Source organism: Citrobacter sp. wls829, assembly GCF_005280825.1.
Classification (GTDB): Bacteria; Pseudomonadota; Gammaproteobacteria; order Enterobacterales; family Enterobacteriaceae; genus Citrobacter; species Citrobacter gillenii.
On sequence record NZ_SZWP01000066.1, the window covers coordinates 201,645 to 217,726 of the forward strand.

At 56.3% G+C, this 16,082-nt stretch carries 15 protein-coding genes; 5 read left to right on the forward strand and 10 right to left on the reverse strand.

The annotated features are described in order from the left end of the window. Positions 1 to 57: 57 nt before the first annotated feature. The 3 genes from ybaK to copA form a co-directional block, all read right to left on the reverse strand. Positions 58 to 537: a Cys-tRNA(Pro)/Cys-tRNA(Cys) deacylase YbaK gene (gene ybaK, locus FDW88_RS13680; protein ID WP_137362747.1), complete on the reverse strand. Its 480-nt coding sequence runs from the start codon at positions 535 to 537 to the stop codon at positions 58 to 60. 201 nt (positions 538 to 738) lie between these two features. Next, positions 739 to 1,533, reverse strand: a complete 795-nt coding sequence (locus FDW88_RS13685) for a TraB/GumN family protein (protein ID WP_137362748.1) — start codon at positions 1,531 to 1,533, stop codon at positions 739 to 741. A 153-nt stretch (positions 1,534 to 1,686) separates the two neighbouring features. Continuing rightward, positions 1,687 to 4,188: a copper-exporting P-type ATPase CopA gene (gene copA, locus FDW88_RS13690; RefSeq protein WP_137362749.1), complete on the reverse strand. Its 2,502-nt coding sequence runs from the start codon at positions 4,186 to 4,188 to the stop codon at positions 1,687 to 1,689. A 109-nt stretch (positions 4,189 to 4,297) separates the two neighbouring features. Here copA and cueR point away from each other — a divergent pair, with 109 nt between their 5' ends. Next, entirely contained in the window at positions 4,298 to 4,708 is a 411-nt protein-coding gene (cueR, locus tag FDW88_RS13695) for a Cu(I)-responsive transcriptional regulator (protein ID WP_137362750.1), read from the forward strand. On the opposite strand, the gene FDW88_RS13700 is transcribed toward cueR, so the two are convergent. From FDW88_RS13700 to FDW88_RS13715, 4 genes are read right to left on the reverse strand one after another with little or no spacing between them, the layout of a single operon-like run. After that, on the reverse strand, positions 4,705 to 5,421 hold the full coding sequence (locus FDW88_RS13700) for a DUF3142 domain-containing protein (RefSeq protein ID WP_137362751.1): 717 nt from the start codon (positions 5,419 to 5,421) through the stop codon (positions 4,705 to 4,707). The two genes, cueR and FDW88_RS13700, sit on opposite strands and share 4 nt — an antisense overlap. After that, positions 5,391 to 7,535, reverse strand: coding sequence for a hypothetical protein (locus FDW88_RS13705; protein WP_137362752.1), 2,145 nt, complete (start codon positions 7,533 to 7,535; stop codon positions 5,391 to 5,393). The genes FDW88_RS13700 and FDW88_RS13705 overlap by 31 nt, the downstream gene beginning before the upstream one ends. Positions 7,536 to 7,561: 26 nt before the next feature. Then, positions 7,562 to 8,014, reverse strand: coding sequence for an NfeD family protein (locus FDW88_RS13710; protein WP_117342146.1), 453 nt, complete (start codon positions 8,012 to 8,014; stop codon positions 7,562 to 7,564). Next, entirely contained in the window at positions 8,011 to 8,928 is a 918-nt protein-coding gene (locus tag FDW88_RS13715; RefSeq protein WP_096758014.1) for an SPFH domain-containing protein, read from the reverse strand. Before FDW88_RS13715 ends, FDW88_RS13710 begins: the two co-directional genes overlap by 4 nt. Before the next feature lie 132 nt (positions 8,929 to 9,060). On the opposite strand from FDW88_RS13715, the gene fetA reads away from it, so the two are divergent. Together fetA and fetB are read left to right on the forward strand one after the other, a co-directional pair. Further along, on the forward strand, positions 9,061 to 9,738 hold the full coding sequence (gene fetA, locus FDW88_RS13720) for an iron ABC transporter ATP-binding protein FetA (protein ID WP_137362753.1): 678 nt from the start codon (positions 9,061 to 9,063) through the stop codon (positions 9,736 to 9,738). Further along, complete coding sequence (gene fetB, locus FDW88_RS13725) at positions 9,725 to 10,504, forward strand: iron export ABC transporter permease subunit FetB (RefSeq protein WP_137362754.1); 780 nt, start codon at positions 9,725 to 9,727, stop codon at positions 10,502 to 10,504. The genes fetA and fetB overlap by 14 nt, the downstream gene beginning before the upstream one ends. Positions 10,505 to 10,609: 105 nt before the next feature. Here fetB and FDW88_RS13730 read toward each other — a convergent pair whose 3' ends face one another. From FDW88_RS13730 to tesA, 3 genes are read right to left on the reverse strand one after another with little or no spacing between them, the layout of a single operon-like run. Beyond that, entirely contained in the window at positions 10,610 to 11,464 is an 855-nt protein-coding gene (locus FDW88_RS13730) for a co-chaperone YbbN (RefSeq protein ID WP_115259180.1), read from the reverse strand. Between the two features lie 59 nt (positions 11,465 to 11,523). Next, positions 11,524 to 12,294: an SDR family oxidoreductase gene (locus tag FDW88_RS13735; protein WP_115259179.1), complete on the reverse strand. Its 771-nt coding sequence runs from the start codon at positions 12,292 to 12,294 to the stop codon at positions 11,524 to 11,526. A gap of 28 nt (positions 12,295 to 12,322) precedes the next feature. Then, positions 12,323 to 12,949 carry a multifunctional acyl-CoA thioesterase I/protease I/lysophospholipase L1 gene (gene tesA, locus FDW88_RS13740; protein WP_212732608.1) on the reverse strand — a complete coding sequence of 209 codons (627 nt, stop codon included), beginning with the start codon at positions 12,947 to 12,949 and terminating at the stop codon, positions 12,323 to 12,325. Between tesA and ybbA the strand changes: the two genes are divergently transcribed. Together ybbA and ybbP are read left to right on the forward strand one after the other, a co-directional pair. Next, positions 12,917 to 13,603, forward strand: a complete 687-nt coding sequence (gene ybbA, locus FDW88_RS13745) for a putative ABC transporter ATP-binding protein YbbA (RefSeq protein WP_137362755.1) — start codon at positions 12,917 to 12,919, stop codon at positions 13,601 to 13,603. The genes tesA and ybbA overlap by 33 nt on opposite strands. Beyond that, positions 13,600 to 16,014: a putative ABC transporter permease subunit YbbP gene (ybbP, locus tag FDW88_RS13750; protein WP_137362756.1), complete on the forward strand. Its 2,415-nt coding sequence runs from the start codon at positions 13,600 to 13,602 to the stop codon at positions 16,012 to 16,014. Before ybbA ends, ybbP begins: the two co-directional genes overlap by 4 nt. Positions 16,015 to 16,082: the final 68 nt, after the last annotated feature.

Genomic DNA, 16,082 nt, shown 5'->3' on the forward strand with positions numbered 1-16,082 from the left:
AGTATTCAGTTGTAGGCCTTAAAGCTGCGCGCCATCAGGCAATCATTCCAAAACAGGTTAATCGCGGCGTGCGATATCGGCGAATTTCGCATCCAGAATTTTGGCCAAATCGTCCGCCGCCAGTTCAATATCCAGCCCGCGTTTGCCGCCGGAAACATAAATGGTGTCAAACGTCCGGGCGGGGGCGTCGATAAGCGTCGGCAATTTTTTTTTCTGCCCTAATGGGCTGATGCCGCCCACCAGATAGCCGGTGGTACGCTGCGCCACCATCGGGTCGGCCATGTCGACCTTTTTCGCGCCCAGCGCCTTGGCGACCTTTTTCAGATCCAACTGTCCGGCTACCGGCGTGACGGCGACGGCCAGATGTTTCATATCGCCATTCACGGCAACCAGCAGCGTTTTATAGACCTGATCCGCATTCAGACCCAGTTTACGCACCACTTCATCACCAAAATTAGTCTCTGACGGATCGTGATCATAGGTATGAATCTGGAACGAAATGTTGTTTTTTTCGAGTAAGTTAACGGCGGGTGTCATAGCAATTTTTCCTGGCTCAGACAAAATACGACTAAAGCATACGCCTGATGGCGGTCGAAAAAATAGTACCATCTTGCGCAATAGTATTGGCAGGATGCTGACTTTGAGCGACAATCGACCTACACCGATGCTTTAAGCGTCGGCATAATAATAATGATGAAATTCCTCTTTGACGGGCCAATAGAAATATTGGCCATTTTTTTATCGCAACATCTCCGGCAAATTCCCTTCCCCATAAAGATGCAGTGCGCCCACTGCCACCACATAATGGCCTGCGGGCAACGCGTTAAGCTTGTCCCGCCATGCCTCATTTCGCTGGTGCATCAGGACGTCATATAACGACTGACTGAACGTATTGGGTAACGTGAGATCGTTATTCTGCGGCGGTGTTTTTAACCACCAACCCATCATCTGTTGCAGCAGACGGGCATTGGTATGCCAGTGTGTCAGGGTATCGTCCAGCAACGCCAGACCGTTATCCGGTAGCTGACATAAAAGATCGATTTGGCTGGCAGCACCTTCCAGCTCGATGACCGGCTTTTGCGCCTGCTTCGCCTGTTTCAGCAGTTGGTAATCAATTCCGTATTCCGCACGTAACCCCAACTGCTGCGCCTGGGTTGCCTGCAATATCATGGCGATTTGCCACAAAGGTTGGGTGGAAAACAGGGAAGGGGAAATGCCCAACTCAGCGCTGACTTTTTGCACGTGGCGGAGCTGTTCGTCGCTGATGCGGTCTTCCAGAGCGGCAAACGTGGGCAGGTTAGCAAACGGCGCATCGTCACCGGAGACATCGGCTTCGACGATCAGCGCGTCGGCGCGGTAGAGCTTTTTCAGGAGTTTGGCGGGCAGAGGGGCCATTTCACGGCTGCCCATATGAATACTGCCAATCAGATGAAAATGGCGATTACCGGGCAACGAGATGTCGATAGCAGGCCAGGTATAATGGTGACCGCGTAGTGCAGACCATAATGCTTTTACCCGGTATAACAGATCCATACGACCTCCCGTTGAAAAATCCCATGCTAGCGCGTGGTCCGGGAAGGTGCAATGCGTGAATCGCCGGATGGCGACGCGAAAGCGTCTTATCCGGCCTACGATATCATTTGCATTTTGTAGGCCGGATGAGCGTTAGCGTCATCCGGCACAGGGTTACTCTTTGGGTTTAAAGCGCAGCAGTCGGTTCGCGTTGCTTACCACGGTGATGGAAGAGAGCGCCATCGCCGCCCCAGCCACCACTGGGTTAAGCAGGGTACCGGTAAACGGCCACAGGATCCCGGCGGCAACGGGAATACCAATGCTGTTATAGATAAATGCGCCGAGCAGATTTTGCTTCATGTTCCGCAGGGTGGCCCGCGAGATAGACAGCGCATCCGCCACGCCCATCAGGCTATGGCGCATCAGCGTAATCGCCGCGGTTTCAATGGCGACATCGCTGCCACCGCCCATGGCAATCCCTACGTCGGCCTGGGCAAGTGCTGGCGCATCGTTGATCCCATCACCGACCATCGCCACCTGATGTCCCTGGCTTTGCAGGCGTTTAATCGCCTCTGCTTTTCCGTCCGGCAGAACGCCCGCGATCACCTCGTCGATGCCTGCTTCTTTGGCAATAGCGTTAGCGGTGGTTGGGTTGTCCCCGGTGAGCATCACCAGACGATACCCGGCGCGGTGCAAGCGCTGCAGTGCCGCCACGCTGTCGCTGCGCAGCGGGTCACGTACCGCGAGCAGTGCGGCCGCTTTGCCGTCAATCGCCAGCAGCACCGGAGTCGACCCCTGAGTGGCCTGCGCGGTGATTTCAGCTTCCATCTCTGTGGTGACCACCTGCTGTTCATGGAGCAGCGTCTGGTTGCCCAGCAGCAGCCTATGACCTTCCGCTTCACCGCTAATGCCTAAGCCGCGCAGCGTACGGAACCCATTGACCTGCGGCAGGGCCGCATCGCCGGCTTTATCCAGAATCGCGCGGGCCAGCGGGTGGCTGGAACCCTGTTCAAGGGCTGCGGCCAGACGGATGGCCTGCGCTTCATCGATATCACCGAAAGTTTTGATGGCGACAACCTGCGGTTTCCCTTCGGTCAGCGTCCCGGTTTTATCAAACACCACGGTATCAAGCGTACTGGCACGCTGCAGCGCATCGGCGTCGCGGACCAGAACACCAAACTCTGCGGCACGACCGACCCCGGAAATAATCGACATCGGTGTTGCCAGACCCAGCGCACACGGGCAGGCGATAATCAGTACGGTGGTGGCAATCACCAGCGTATAGACAATCTGCGGTGCCGGGCCAAAGAAATACCAGATTGCGGCGCTGACCAGCGCAATCACTACCACCACCGGAACGAACACCGAGGAGATGCGGTCAGCCAGCTTGCCAATCTCTGGCTTGCTGCTTTGCGCCTGACGGACCATGCGAATAATGCGCGACAGGGTGGTATGGCTGCCGACAGCGCTGGCGCGGAACAGCACGCTGCCATCCTGAACTACCGTACCGGCGTGGACGCTGTCGCCTTCGCCTTTTTGTTGTGGGATTGGCTCGCCGGTGAGCATGGCTTCATCCAGCCAGGCTTCGCCTTGGGTGATTTCACCGTCCACCGGGACGCGGTCACCGGTGGTCAGGCGCAGTAACATGCCTGCCTGAACATCGGCCAGCGGGACGTTTTTTTCGCCTTCTTCTGTCACCACGCGCGCGGTCGGTGGCGTGAGGTCGAGCAGTTTTTCCAGTGCTTTGGAGGAGCGTTGACGGGCGCGCGCCTCCAGCATATGTCCGAGGTTAATCAGACCGATAATCATCGCACTGGCTTCATAATAGAGGTGGCGTGCTTCCATCGGGAACCACTGCGGCCAGAGGTTAACGCTCATTGAATAGAGCCAGGCCACCCCGGTTCCGAGCGCCACCAGGGTATCCATGGTGGCGGTGCCGTTCATCAGGCTTTTCCATGCGCTGCGGTAAAAGTGACCGCCTGCGAAGACCATCACGGCGAGCGTCGCCAGACCGATGACCAGCCACAGGCTACGGTTATCGGCGGTGACCATCATGTTATCGCCCATCATGCCCCACACCATCACCGGTACGCCCAGCAGCAGCGCAACGGCTGCCTGCCAGCGAAAGCGTTTCATGGTGGCAACGGCCGTTTCCTGCTGGCGTTCACGACGTTTAACATCGTCTTCGATGGCTTCAGCGCCGTAGCCAGCTTTCTCTACGGCCTGGACTAATTCTTCGGCGGAAGCGCTGCCCATTACCAGCGCAGTACGCTCCGCCAGATTTACCCGTGCCTGCGTGACGCCCGGTACGTTTTGCAACGCATTTTGTACCCGGGAAACACAGCTGGCGCAGCTCATGCCACTCAACAACAACTGTTGGCTGTCATCTTCAGCCGTCGCTACCGGAAGCTCAGAAGAGACCGCTGTCAGCGCTTCCGACGGGATTGATGACTCCGCCAGCGGTTTAGCCTTTGGGTGGCTTAACTCTGCGCCATAGCCAGCTTGTTTGATGGTTTCAATTAACGCTTCAGCGCTGGCGCTACCGGTAACGTGTGCTTCGGTAACAGTGACATCCGCTTGCTCAACGTCCGGACGTTGTTCGAGACTTTCTTTGACGCGTTTAACGCAGTGACCACAGGACAATCCGTCCAGGGTCAGGTCGATGGTTTGAGACATAACAATAATCCTCTATGATTGGTCGGTGGTTTATTGACCTTGGCAATCGTTTTGACTAACTGTTATAAAGGTTAAACCTTCCATCAAGGGGAAGGTCAAGGGGGAAGATGTGAATATATCCGATGTTGCTAAAAAAACCGGTTTAACCAGTAAAGCTATCCGCTTTTATGAAGAGAAAGGGCTGGTGACGCCGCCGCTGCGCAGCGAAAACGGATACCGCACCTATACGCAACAACATCTGAACGAACTGACGTTGCTGCGTCAGGCGCGGCAGGTTGGCTTTAACCTTGAAGAGTGCGGTGAACTGGTAAACCTGTTTAACGATCCGGCACGCCACAGCGCGGATGTGAAAAAGCGCACCCTGGAAAAAGTGGCGGACATTGAGCGGCACATTAACGAACTCCAGGCGATGCGCACGCATTTGCTGGCGCTGGCGGACAGCTGTCCCGGCGATGACAGCGCCGAATGCCCGATCATTGATAATCTCTCCGGCTGCTGCCGCCACAAAGCGAAGGCCTAAAGGCGTGGTGGTTGCAGCATAAAGACCACCGTGCCACGAAACCATGGTGATGTCTCCAACTGCGCTTCCGCCTGCACATCCCGACTACCGTGTTGTACCAGCCCGAGCTTAAATGGAATGCGTAACCGGGTGAGTGCGGGCAGATACGCCTGATAATTGGCTACCGTGTGACGTCCCTGATAGCTCTGCACCACCAGTTCATCAACCGGTAGCGCATTCAGCGTGGCGACATCGCCGGTCTTGGCCCAGTCCAGCAGTCCGGTTACCCCAAGAGCGAACTCCGGCGGCAATTGTTGGCGCAGCTGTTGCAGAAATCGGGCGTAATCGGCGAGCTGATGGGTTGCCGCGTCAAAATCAACCTGTAGACCGACCACGTGGTTGCCTGCGGCCTGCCAGCGCTGCAACAGCCGCACGATACGTGCCGGGATCGCATCCGGTACGTCGAGGGTAGTAAAACGCACGGTCAGCCAAATTGACGGAAAGGTCAGGCGGCTGACCGGCAGACCCAGACGCTGAAAGACCACCTGGCCCGAGCGGGTCAGCACTTCCCCCTGGTGCAGATACACCGTTTGCGCGTCCCGCAGCTCGTGGCTGGCTTTTACCCCGGACCATAACCAAAAGGCCTGATGTTCACGGGCAGCTACCGTTTCTGCGGCCTGAGCCTGTCCGCTCAGCAGCGCAATTACCAGTAGTATTTGAGTTTTTGCGCCCACGGGCTTCCTGGATACTGCGTCTTCAACTGTGTGTACCAGTCTTTACGCTGCGACTTGTCCACCTCTTCACCGCCGCATTCGTTATAACCCGATGGTGCATAGCACATGATGGCCCGGTACAGCGCAAAACTTTTGTCTTCGACTTCTGCGTTGGGGGAAGCGATCACCTGCTGATAATAACGCTGGCGGTCAAACTGCCCGAACGGCTCTTTGCGTGAGATGGCCGTGCCCAGCACGTCGTTACCGGCGCGGTCTGCCTGCAGAGCAACATGGGTTTGCGAAGTGCGGAAGAATTCCCCCAGGCAGTTCAGCGCGTGGGCATCATCCGCTTTTTTGCTTAGCACAGTGACCGTTTCATCGAGGCTACGGCAGGTGTAACCGGCCTGGGCGGCGTCGCCGTTCCAGTCAAAGGTACTCAGATTCACATCAGCAAACGACTCGCCAATCACCGGTGGCGTAATCGCGCCAGCCAGCTTTTTGTCGTTCAACCAGTCGCTAAAACGATTCTCGGTGAGATCGCGTACCAACAATGTATGCAGGGCGATGGTGCGTTCTTCGTTGTTGGGGCCGCGAGTGGCCTGCTGGCGCAGCAGCTCTGGTGTTGCCTGTGCTTTTAACACCTGCGAACGAAAACGCAGGTTCGTCACCGCGCTGTCCGGGGCGAAAATAGACGCAATGTCGCCGCTGTAAACCAGCGTTGCCGCCAGCTTGGCCTGTACATACTGCTGCTGTTCGGGGTCCTGACTGATTTTCAGTAGCTGCTGCCAGAACGCGCGGGCGGCGGGCCACTGCTGTTGCCCCATCAGCGCTTCGCCGTACATCACTTGCTCACTGAAGGCGAGAATGTCGTGTGCGGGGAGTTTTTGCGCCGGTGTCACCGCCTGCACAATGGCCGCGTAATTGCCCGTTGCCATCCACAGATTCAGCTGTAGATCCTGCCACAGGGCGAGTTTGCCCCCCTTTTCAAACACCGGTTTGCTGGCATCAAGCTGGGCCTGCGTCAGCGTCGGTTTGTTGTCGTTGTTCAGACGCAGCGCGCGCAGCAACTCGATATAGCTGACCAGCGGCGCGTCGGGGAAGGCCTCCACCACGGGGCCTTCAAAGAATTGCATACCGAAAACATTATCGTATTCGATGATGATTTCACGCAGTTTCTGTGCGTCAGCCGACTGCTGGAGCGTCTGCTCATACAACCCGACCAACTGCGGCCACGCCTGTAAATACCAGTTAATCCGGCGCAGCATGCCGCGTGCGGAGTCGGCGTAGAGCCCTTGGGGAAATCGCTGCAGATAGGCCTGCGCCAGCGTTTGAGCCTGAGTAGCGTCTTCGCGGTTAATTTTTGCGATATCAAAATCGCCGAATTGGCCAATGCTGTTCTGACTGCTCTTGTTCAACGCGGTGCGCATCAGCATGTATTGCGCGGTTTCTGCCAGCCACGGACTACTGCTGGTGGCTAGCTGCGTGAAATCCTGTTCGGCAGTGACGTAGTCGCCTTCATAGAAACGGGCGGCGGCGATCAGATAGGTTTTGTATTGTTGCGCAGAGGCGTCGGCAGGGATGGTGGCAAGCGAGGATGTAATTTGCTCAGCGCTCGCGCCGGACAGTAGTCCCAGGCGTGCCCGGGCTAACGCCTGGCGTTGTTCAGCTGTTAACGTAGTATCCGCCAGCAGTGCGGCAAAGAACTGGCTGACGCTGGCTGTCGTATTCGACACATGGCGGTTCTCATGCTCTGCGTCGTCGGCGTTTGTCTCTTCGACGGTAATCTGCAGTTCGGCCATCTGGCGGGCAAGCGCATCATCTTTGCTTTGCACTGGGGCGTCGGCTGGCGGCGGAGATATTTCATCCCACTGTGGATGATATGCAAAATAGTAATCGCGGGAGCGGGTAACATCCGCAGGCAGTGACTGCACCGGCAGGGTGAATGATTTTTCCTGACTCAACAGACGCAGCAGGTTATCACGGGTGTCGTTTTCCGGGCTGAGTACCGGGATGCCTTTCAGCAGACAGCTCGCATCGCTCCATTTGCAATCTTCCATATCAAAAGAGGCGAATGCCTGTGGGGCACCCGCCAGCAAGGTACACACGGCAAAGGCGAGGGATGTCTTCCTGACCATAATCTTTATTCCTGTCATTATGTGGGTTATAAGGCTCTGATAATCAGGGTAATGCCTTCAACGGCAATCACCTCAACCTGTGTTCCTGCACTCAAATCGTCACGCGCGCTGACCGGCCAGGAGCTGTCTCCCACGCGCATATGTCCGCGCCCGTTCACCAGCGCCGTTTCCAGCACAAACCGGCGGCCGACCAGTTGCTGTCCGCGCTGGTTGAGATGGCTGTCTGCCGGTTTTTGTTCCTGCACACGCTTTGCCAACCACTTCCACCACAGCCAGGCTGCCAGCAGCGTTAAGACGGCGAACATCGCGCCCTGCCATGCCCAGTCGAGCGGCAATAGCCAGACGACCAGACCGGTGATGACTGCCGCCACACCGCTCCACAGCAGATAGCCGTTGCCGCCCAACATCTCAGCGGCCAGTAACAGACCGCCGAGGCTGAGCCAGAAGAGGTGTGGATGAACCAGAATCATCGCAATCATGATTTGTTCCGCTCGCTGGCGCTGTCCTTAATCAGTTCGCTAATACCGGCAATGGAGCCCATCAGGCTGCTGGCATCCAGCGGCATCATCACCACTTTGCTGTTATTGGACGAACCGATTTGTTGCAGCGCTTCGGTGTATTTCTGTGCCACGAAGTAGTTCACGGCCTGAATATCCCCGGCGGCAATGGCCTCAGACACCATCTGCGTTGCACGGGCTTCAGCTTCGGCGGAACGTTCGCGCGCTTCGGCCTGCAAGAACGCGGACTGGCGTTCACCTTCCGCTTTCAGGATTTTCGACTGCTTCTCACCTTCGGCCTTGACGATTTCGGCCTGGCGGATCCCTTCGGCCTCAAGAATATAGGCGCGCTTGGTTCGTTCGGCTTTCATCTGGGCGTTCATGGCGTCGATAAGCTCGGCCGGTGGGCGCACATCGCGGATTTCAATACGGGTAATTTTGATGCCCCACGGGTTGGTGGCTTCATCAACGATATGCAGCAAACGCGTATTGATGTTGTCGCGCTGGGAAAGCATCTCGTCCAGCTCCATCGAGCCGAGAACGGTACGGATGTTGGTCATCGTCAGGTTGATGATCGCCAGTTCCAGATTGCTGACTTCATACGCCGCTTTTGGCGCATCAATCACCTGAATAAAGCACACTGCATCGATGGACACGTTGGCGTTATCTTTGGAGATAACTTCCTGCGACGGAATATCGAGAACCTGCTCCATCATATTGATCTTACGACCAATCCGGTCCATGAACGGTACCACGAGGCTTAAGCCTGGCTGCAGGGTTTTGGTGTAACGACCAAAGCGTTCCACCGTCCACTGGTATCCCTGAGGGACGATTTTGACGCCTGCGCCAACAATCACCAGCGCGACAAAAATGAGAATGGGGATGAAAATGAGCATCGATAAAACCTCCTGTTACGCTGTCCTTTACTGCCTGATAAGTCAAATTATACCCGATTTATCAAGGTGGCTCCCCAATAATAAATTACAGGGATAGACTGTCTGCACGAAAGCGGTGAAAAGGGAATGATAATGGAAGAAAGCAGTATTTTGCTCCAGCTCAACGATGTCGGCTGGCAGGCGGGTAACACGAAGATTCTCAATAATATCTGTTTTAATCTCCACGCCGGGGAATTTAAGCTTATAACAGGCCCATCCGGCTGCGGTAAAAGCACATTGCTGAAGATTGTGGCCTCGTTAATTAGCCCAAGCAACGGTGAGATCCTCTTTGAGGGAAAGGAGATATCCACGCTCAAACCCGAAGCGTATCGACAGCAGGTCTCGTATTGTGCGCAAACCCCCGCATTGTTTGGCGACACCGTTTACGACAATCTCATTTTTCCGTGGCAAATTCGGCATAAACACCCACAAGAAGAGGCGTTTCTCGACGATCTGGCGCGCTTTGAGCTGCCCGAGACGATCCTCAAAAAAGGCATCAATGAACTGTCCGGCGGTGAAAAGCAACGCGTCTCGCTCATTCGTAATTTGCAGTTTTTGCCCAAAATTCTGCTGCTCGATGAAATCACCAGCGCGCTGGATGAAACCAATAAGCGGAATGTAAACGAGCTTATACATCGCTACGTTCGCGAGAAAAATATGGCGGTGTTGTGGGTGACGCACGACAAAGATGAAATTAATCATGCGGATAATGTCATAACCCTCCAACCGCATGCCGGAGAAATGCAGGAAACACGCAATGAACGAGCATAATATTACCAATGAGTCGCTGGCATTAGCGATGATGCTGGTGGTGGTGTCTATTCTGATTAGCCATAAAGAAAAACTGGCGCTGGAAAAAGATATTCTCTGGAGCGTATGTCGGGCGGTTATCCAGCTTATTATCGTCGGCTACGTGCTGAAATATATCTTTGGCGTGAATCACAGTATTCTGACCTTATTGATGGTGCTGTTTATCTGTCTTAACGCCGCCTATAACGCGCAAAAACGCAGTAAATATATCGGCAACGCCTTTATCTCGTCGTTTATTGCAATAACGGCAGGGGCCGGACTGACGTTGGCGGTACTGGTGCTGTCAGGCTCCATTGCGTTCACGCCGATGCAGGTGATCCCGATTTCCGGCATGATTGCGGGCAACGCGATGGTGGCGGTCGGGCTGTGTTATAACAATCTGGGCCAGCGATTTAACAGCGAACAGCAGCAAATTCAGGAAAAGTTGAGTCTCGGCGCCACGCCGAAGATTGCCTCCGCGCCGTTAATTCGCGACAGTATTCGTGCGTCGTTGATCCCAACCATTGATTCAGCGAAAACCGTCGGTCTGGTGAGCTTGCCGGGGATGATGTCGGGGTTAATCTTTGCCGGTATCGATCCGGTAAAAGCGATCAAATATCAGATTATGGTGACCTTCATGCTGCTTTCTACCGCCAGCCTGTCGACCATTATCGCCTGCTATTTAACCTATCGGAAGTTCTATAATTCGCGTCACCAATTAGTCGTAACGCATCTGAAGAAGACGTAATGTGAAGCCGGATGGCGGCTACCGCCTTATCCGGCCTACGGGATCGGTATTTGTAGAATTTGTGGGCCCGATAGGCGCAAGCGCCATCGGGCAACATCACGCGGATTAGTACAACAACGCGTACAGCTGACGACGATACTTCGACGCCAGCGCATCGCCGGTGCCCAATGCGGCGAGGATCTCCTGGAAGGTCTTACGCGCCTGGCCGTCAGCGGCAGCAAGATCTTTTCTCAGGTGGCTGAACAGCAGCTCCAGCGCTTCTTCGTTACGTCCGACCTGATGCAGTTGGATCGCCAGTTGGGTGGCCAGTGCGGCATCCTGCGGGTTGTCTGCTACCTGCTGCTGCAACAGTTGGATTTCCGGCGTGTCCGCTGCCTGCTTCAGCAGTTCAATTTGGGCGACCAGACCCTGATAGCGGGTGTCCTGATCCTGTAACGGAATGGTTTTCAGCACCGCTTCGGCATCGTCGGAGCGGTTCAGGGCGATTTGCGTTTCTGCCAGCAGCAGGCCAATTTCGCTGCTCTGGTTGGACATCTGCCAGGCTTCTTTCAGCAGCGGCAGTGCGTCAGCGTGGTTGCCAGCTTCAATGAATTCGATGGCCTGGCGTGCTTTCAGCTCTTCTTCACTTGGCAGGACTTTCTCGAGCAGCGCACGGATCACCTCTTCCGGCTGCGGACCCTGGAAACCGTCCACCGGCTGACCGTTCTGGAATAGATACACCGTTGGGATGGCACGCAGGCCAAACTGCGAGGCGATCATCTGCTCGGCGTCGCAGTCCAGCTTGGCGAGAATAAACTGACCGTTGTACTGCGCGACCAGGCTTTCCAGCACCGGCGTCAATTGCTGACAGTGCTGGCTGCGTTCAGACCAGAAATAGAACAGGACCGGCGTGGTCATCGACAGTTCAAGGGTCTGCTGCAGGTTAGATTCGTTAATATTGACAATATTTTGTACGGACATGGAGTCACTCTCTATTCGTCGATTTGTTTTTACATGGGGGCAGACGCGCTGGCTTCAACTCAGCCCTGTAAAATTTTGTCCATTACGCGACCTGGCAACAGGCGCTTTAACAGCATGACTGCCCAAGTCACCAGGGTGACGGGGTAGCGCAGTTTCGGTTTATCGCTCTCAAAAGCATGACGCACTTTGGCGACCACGGCCTCAGGTCCTAACGTAAACCGTGCGGCAATACCGGGGTTTTCTACCGGGGAATCGCTCTGTGTCTGGTTAACGTTCTCAGTGAAACGGGTGCGGATAGGGCCGGGTTCAATCAAGCTGACTTTGATGCCGCTGTGGCGTAACTCCATACGCAGTGCATCGGACCAGGCTTCCAGCGCGTATTTGCTGGCGGCATAGGCCCCACGCCCCGGCGTGGAGATCAGGCCCATCACCGATGACGTCATCACAATACGCCCTTCGCCGTGGGGCAACATGGCGGGCAGCAGGCGCATGGTCAACTGATGCGCACCAAAGAAGTTGGCGGAAAACTGCTGTTCCATCTGCTCACGACTGATGGTCGGCAGCGGGCCATACACGCCGAATCCGGCGTTATTAAAGATCCCATACAAACGATTATCGGTCAGGGCGATCACCTCATCGGCTGCGCGATCCACGCTTTCTGTAGAGTCCAGATCCAGCAAGATGCCGGTGAATCCCATGCCGTTCATGCGTGTGACATCGTCGGGTTTGCGGCAGCCTGCCAGAATTTGAAAACCCTGGCGCTTCAGCTCAAGCGCGCTTTCCAGGCCGATTCCACTGGAACATCCTGTTATTAAGACCGATTTTTGCATAACTTTACCTGTCAGGATCTCCGTTGTTTTACGAGTCGTGATTTACTAGAGGTGTGAGATGTTTCACCATCCAGTCGGCGATAAACGGCTGGGCGTCACGATTAGGGTGGATACCATCATCCTGCATCCATTGGGGTTTCAGATAGACCTCTTCCATAAAAAAGGGCAGCAGAGGAATATCAAACTCGCTGGCGAGCTTTGGATAAACTGCGCTAAAGGTTTCATTATACCGGCGACCGTAGTTGGCTGGCAGACGAATTTGCATCAGCAGCGGTTCGGCCTTTGCCGCTTTGACGTCGTGTAAAATTTTACGCAAGGTTTGTTCAGTTTGCGCAGGTGAAAACCCGCGCAGGCCGTCATTGCCGCCCAGTTCGACCAGCACCCAGCGTGGCTGGTGTTGTTGCAGTAATGCGGGCAGACGCGCCAGGCCCTGTTGTGAGGTGTCGCCACTAATGCTGGCATTCACCACCGATGTTTTGTTTTGCCATTTGTCATGCAGCAGCGCTGGCCACGCTGCGCTGGCCGACATTCGGTATCCGGCACTCAGGCTGTCACCCAGAATTAATAACGTGTCCGCCGCGGCGGCGCGGAAAGTTAACAGAACCAGGAACAGGAAGGGCAAATGCCAGCGGAAAACATTGTTGAAGTTCATCATCTTAAGAAATCCGTCGGTCAGGGTGATCAGGAGCTATCCATCCTTACCGGAGTTGAACTGGTTGTCAAACGCGCCGAGACCATTGCGCTGATTGGTGAGTCGGGTTCGGGGAAATCCACGCTGCTGGCGATCCTCGCCGGGCTGGACGATGGCACAAGCGGCGAAGTCAGCCTGGTCGGGCAACCGTTGCACAGTATGGACGAAGAAGCCCGGGCGCAGCTGCGCGCGCAGCATGTCGGCTTTGTCTTTCAGTCCTTCATGCTCATTCCGACCCTCAACGCACTCGAGAACGTCGAACTACCCGCGTTATTGCGCGGGGAAAACAGTGGCAGCAGTCAGGCTGGAGCCAAAGCTTTGCTGGAGCAATTGGGGTTAGGCAAACGCCTTGACCACCTTCCGGCCCAGCTGTCCGGCGGGGAGCAGCAGCGTGTGGCGCTGGCGCGGGCGTTTAACGGACGCCCGGACGTGCTGTTTGCCGATGAGCCGACGGGCAACCTCGACCGGCAAACTGGAGACAAAATTGCCGATCTGCTGTTCTCTCTCAACCGTGAACACGGCACCACCCTGATTCTGGTCACGCATGACCCGCAGCTGGCGGCGCGCTGCGACCGGCGTTTACGTCTGGTTAACGGGCTGCTACAGGAGGAGGCATGATTGCACGCTGGTTCTGGCGCGAATGGCGCTCGCCCTCATTATTAATTGTCTGGCTGGCGCTCAGCCTGGCGGTGGCCTGCGTGCTGGCGCTGGGGAATATCAGTGACCGCATGGAAAAAGGGCTGAGCCAGCAAAGCCGCGAATTTATGGCGGGCGACCGGGCGCTGCAAAGCTCGCGGGACGTGCCGAAAGCCTGGATTGACGAGGCGCGACAGCGCGGCCTGAAGGTGGGCGAACAGCTGACCTTCGCCACCATGACCTTTGCCGCCGATACTCCGCAACTGGCGAACGTCAAAGCGGTGGATGACGTGTACCCCCTGTATGGCGCGCTGCAAACCAACCCGCCAGGGCTGAAACCGCAGCCCGGTTCGGTGCTGCTGGCCCCGCGTCTGATGGCGCTGCTCAATTTGAAAATCGGTGATGCCATTGATGTCGGGGACGCCACGCTGCGTATTGCTGGCGAGGTGGTACAGGAGCCGGATTCCGGGTTTAACCCGTTTCAGATAGCACCGCGTCTGATGATGAATCTTGCCGATGTCGAAAAAACGGGGGCCGTCCAGCCTGGAAGCCGTGTGACCTGGCGTTATAAATTTGGCGGCACGCCGCAGCAGTTGGAAGATTATGAAAAGTGGCTGTTGCCGCAGTTAAAACCGGAGCAGCGTTGGTACGGGCTGGAACAAGATGAAGGCGCGTTGGGGAAATCTCTCGAACGCTCGCAACAGTTCCTGCTGCTGTCGGCACTGTTAACGTTGCTGCTGGCGGTTGCCGCCGTTGCCGTGGCGATGAATCATTACTGCCGCAGCCGCTACGATCTGGTGGCGATACTAAAAACGCTCGGCGCGGGCAGGGCGCAGCTACGCAAGCTGATTGTCGGCCAGTGGCTGATGGTGTTGGCGTTGTCCGGTATCACCGGCGGGGCGTGTGGTCTGCTGTTTGAACGCATACTGGTGCTGCTGCTCAGGCCCGTTTTACCGGGTGAATTGCCGCCTGCCAGCCTGTGGCCGTGGCTGTGGGCGTTCGGCACCATGACCGTCATTTCACTGCTGGTCGGGCTGCGTCCCTATCGTCTGCTGCTGGCCACGCAGCCGCTGCGGGTGCTGCGCCGCGACGTGGTGGCCAACGTCTGGCCGCTGAAGATCTATTTGCCTGTGGCGACGATCGTGGTGGTTGCGCTGCTGGCCGGGCTGATGGGCGGAAGCATGCTGCTGTGGGCGGTGCTGGCCGGTGCGGTGGTGCTGGCGCTGTTGTGCGGCGTGCTGGGCTGGATGCTGCTCAACCTGCTGCGCGGCCTGACGCTCACCTCGCTGCCGCTGCGTCTGGCGGTCAGTCGTTTACTGCGCCAGCCGTGGTCAACGCTGAGTCAGCTGTCGGCCTTTTCGCTCTCTTTTATGCTACTGGCGCTGTTGCTGGTGTTACGGGGCGATCTGCTCGACCGCTGGCAGCAGCAAATGCCGCCGGAAAGCCCGAACTATTTCCTCATCAATATTGCCACTGAACAAGTGGGGCCGCTGAAGGCGTTCCTGTCCGAGCATCAGGTGATCCCTGAGTCGTTCTACCCGATTGTGCGGGCGCGTCTGACCGCCATCAATGACAAGGCAACCGAAGGCAATCAGGATGAGTCGCTAAACCGCGAACTGAACCTGACCTGGCAGGATACCCGTCCGGATCATAACCCGTTAACCGCCGGAAGTTGGCCGCCAAAAGCAGGTGAAGTGTCGATGGAAGAAGGGCTGGCGGAGCGATTGAACGTCAAACTTGGCGATCGCGTGACCTTTATGGGTGACACCCAGGATTTCAGCGCTACGGTCAGTAGCCTGCGTAAGGTGGACTGGGAAAGCCTGCGGCCTAACTTCTTCTTTATCTTCCCGCAGGGCGCGTTGGACGGGCAGCCGCAAAGTTGGCTGACCAGCTTCCGTTGGGAAAATGGCAACGGCATGCTGACGCAGCTTAACCGCGAGTTTCCGACCATCAGCCTGCTGGATATCGGCGCGATCCTCAAACAGGTTGGCCAGGTGCTTGAACAGGTCAGCCGGGCGCTGGAGGTGATGGTGGTGCTGGTTACCGCTTGTGGCATGCTGCTGCTGCTGGCACAGGTGCAGGTCGGCATGCGTCAGCGGCATCAGGAACTGGTGGTCTGGCGGACGCTGGGGGCGGGCAAGAAATTGCTGCGCACCACGCTTTGGTGCGAGTTCGCCATGCTGGGGATGGTCTCCGGGCTGGTTGCGGCCATTGGCGCAGAAACCGCGCTGGCGGTTCTGCAAACCCGCGTGTTTGATTTCCCGTGGGAGCCTGACTGGCGGCTGTGGGTCATCTTACCGGTTTGCGGGGCGTTGCTGCTCTCATTATGCGGTGGGTGGCTCGGCGCACGTCTGCTAAAAGGCAAGGCCCTGTTTCGTCAGTTTAACAATTAATTCATTTTAGTGATGATTACGCACCGGTTTTTACACCGGTGCGTATTTTTCGGTTATCCCGCACAAAT

Excerpts from the sequence above, each read along its gene's own strand:
- FDW88_RS13730 (WP_115259180.1), bottom strand. The coding sequence starts at position 11,464 with ATGTCCGTACAAAATATTGTCAATATTAACGAATCTAACCTGCAGCAG.
- FDW88_RS13705 (WP_137362752.1), bottom strand. The coding sequence starts at position 7,535 with ATGGTCAGGAAGACATCCCTCGCCTTTGCCGTGTGTACCTTGCTGGCG.
- ybbA (WP_137362755.1), top strand. The coding sequence starts at position 12,917 with ATGCCAGCGGAAAACATTGTTGAAGTTCATCATCTTAAGAAATCCGTC.
- fetA (WP_137362753.1), top strand. The coding sequence starts at position 9,061 with ATGGAAGAAAGCAGTATTTTGCTCCAGCTCAACGATGTCGGCTGGCAG.
- FDW88_RS13735 (WP_115259179.1), bottom strand. The coding sequence starts at position 12,294 with ATGCAAAAATCGGTCTTAATAACAGGATGTTCCAGTGGAATCGGCCTG.
- FDW88_RS13710 (WP_117342146.1), bottom strand. The coding sequence starts at position 8,014 with ATGATTGCGATGATTCTGGTTCATCCACACCTCTTCTGGCTCAGCCTC.
- ybaK (WP_137362747.1), bottom strand. The coding sequence starts at position 537 with ATGACACCCGCCGTTAACTTACTCGAAAAAAACAACATTTCGTTCCAG.
- FDW88_RS13685 (WP_137362748.1), bottom strand. The coding sequence starts at position 1,533 with ATGGATCTGTTATACCGGGTAAAAGCATTATGGTCTGCACTACGCGGT.
- fetB (WP_137362754.1), top strand. The coding sequence starts at position 9,725 with ATGAACGAGCATAATATTACCAATGAGTCGCTGGCATTAGCGATGATG.
- tesA (WP_212732608.1), bottom strand. The coding sequence starts at position 12,949 with ATGATGAACTTCAACAATGTTTTCCGCTGGCATTTGCCCTTCCTGTTC.
- ybbP (WP_137362756.1), top strand. The coding sequence starts at position 13,600 with ATGATTGCACGCTGGTTCTGGCGCGAATGGCGCTCGCCCTCATTATTA.
- copA (WP_137362749.1), bottom strand. The coding sequence starts at position 4,188 with ATGTCTCAAACCATCGACCTGACCCTGGACGGATTGTCCTGTGGTCAC.
- FDW88_RS13715 (WP_096758014.1), bottom strand. The coding sequence starts at position 8,928 with ATGCTCATTTTCATCCCCATTCTCATTTTTGTCGCGCTGGTGATTGTT.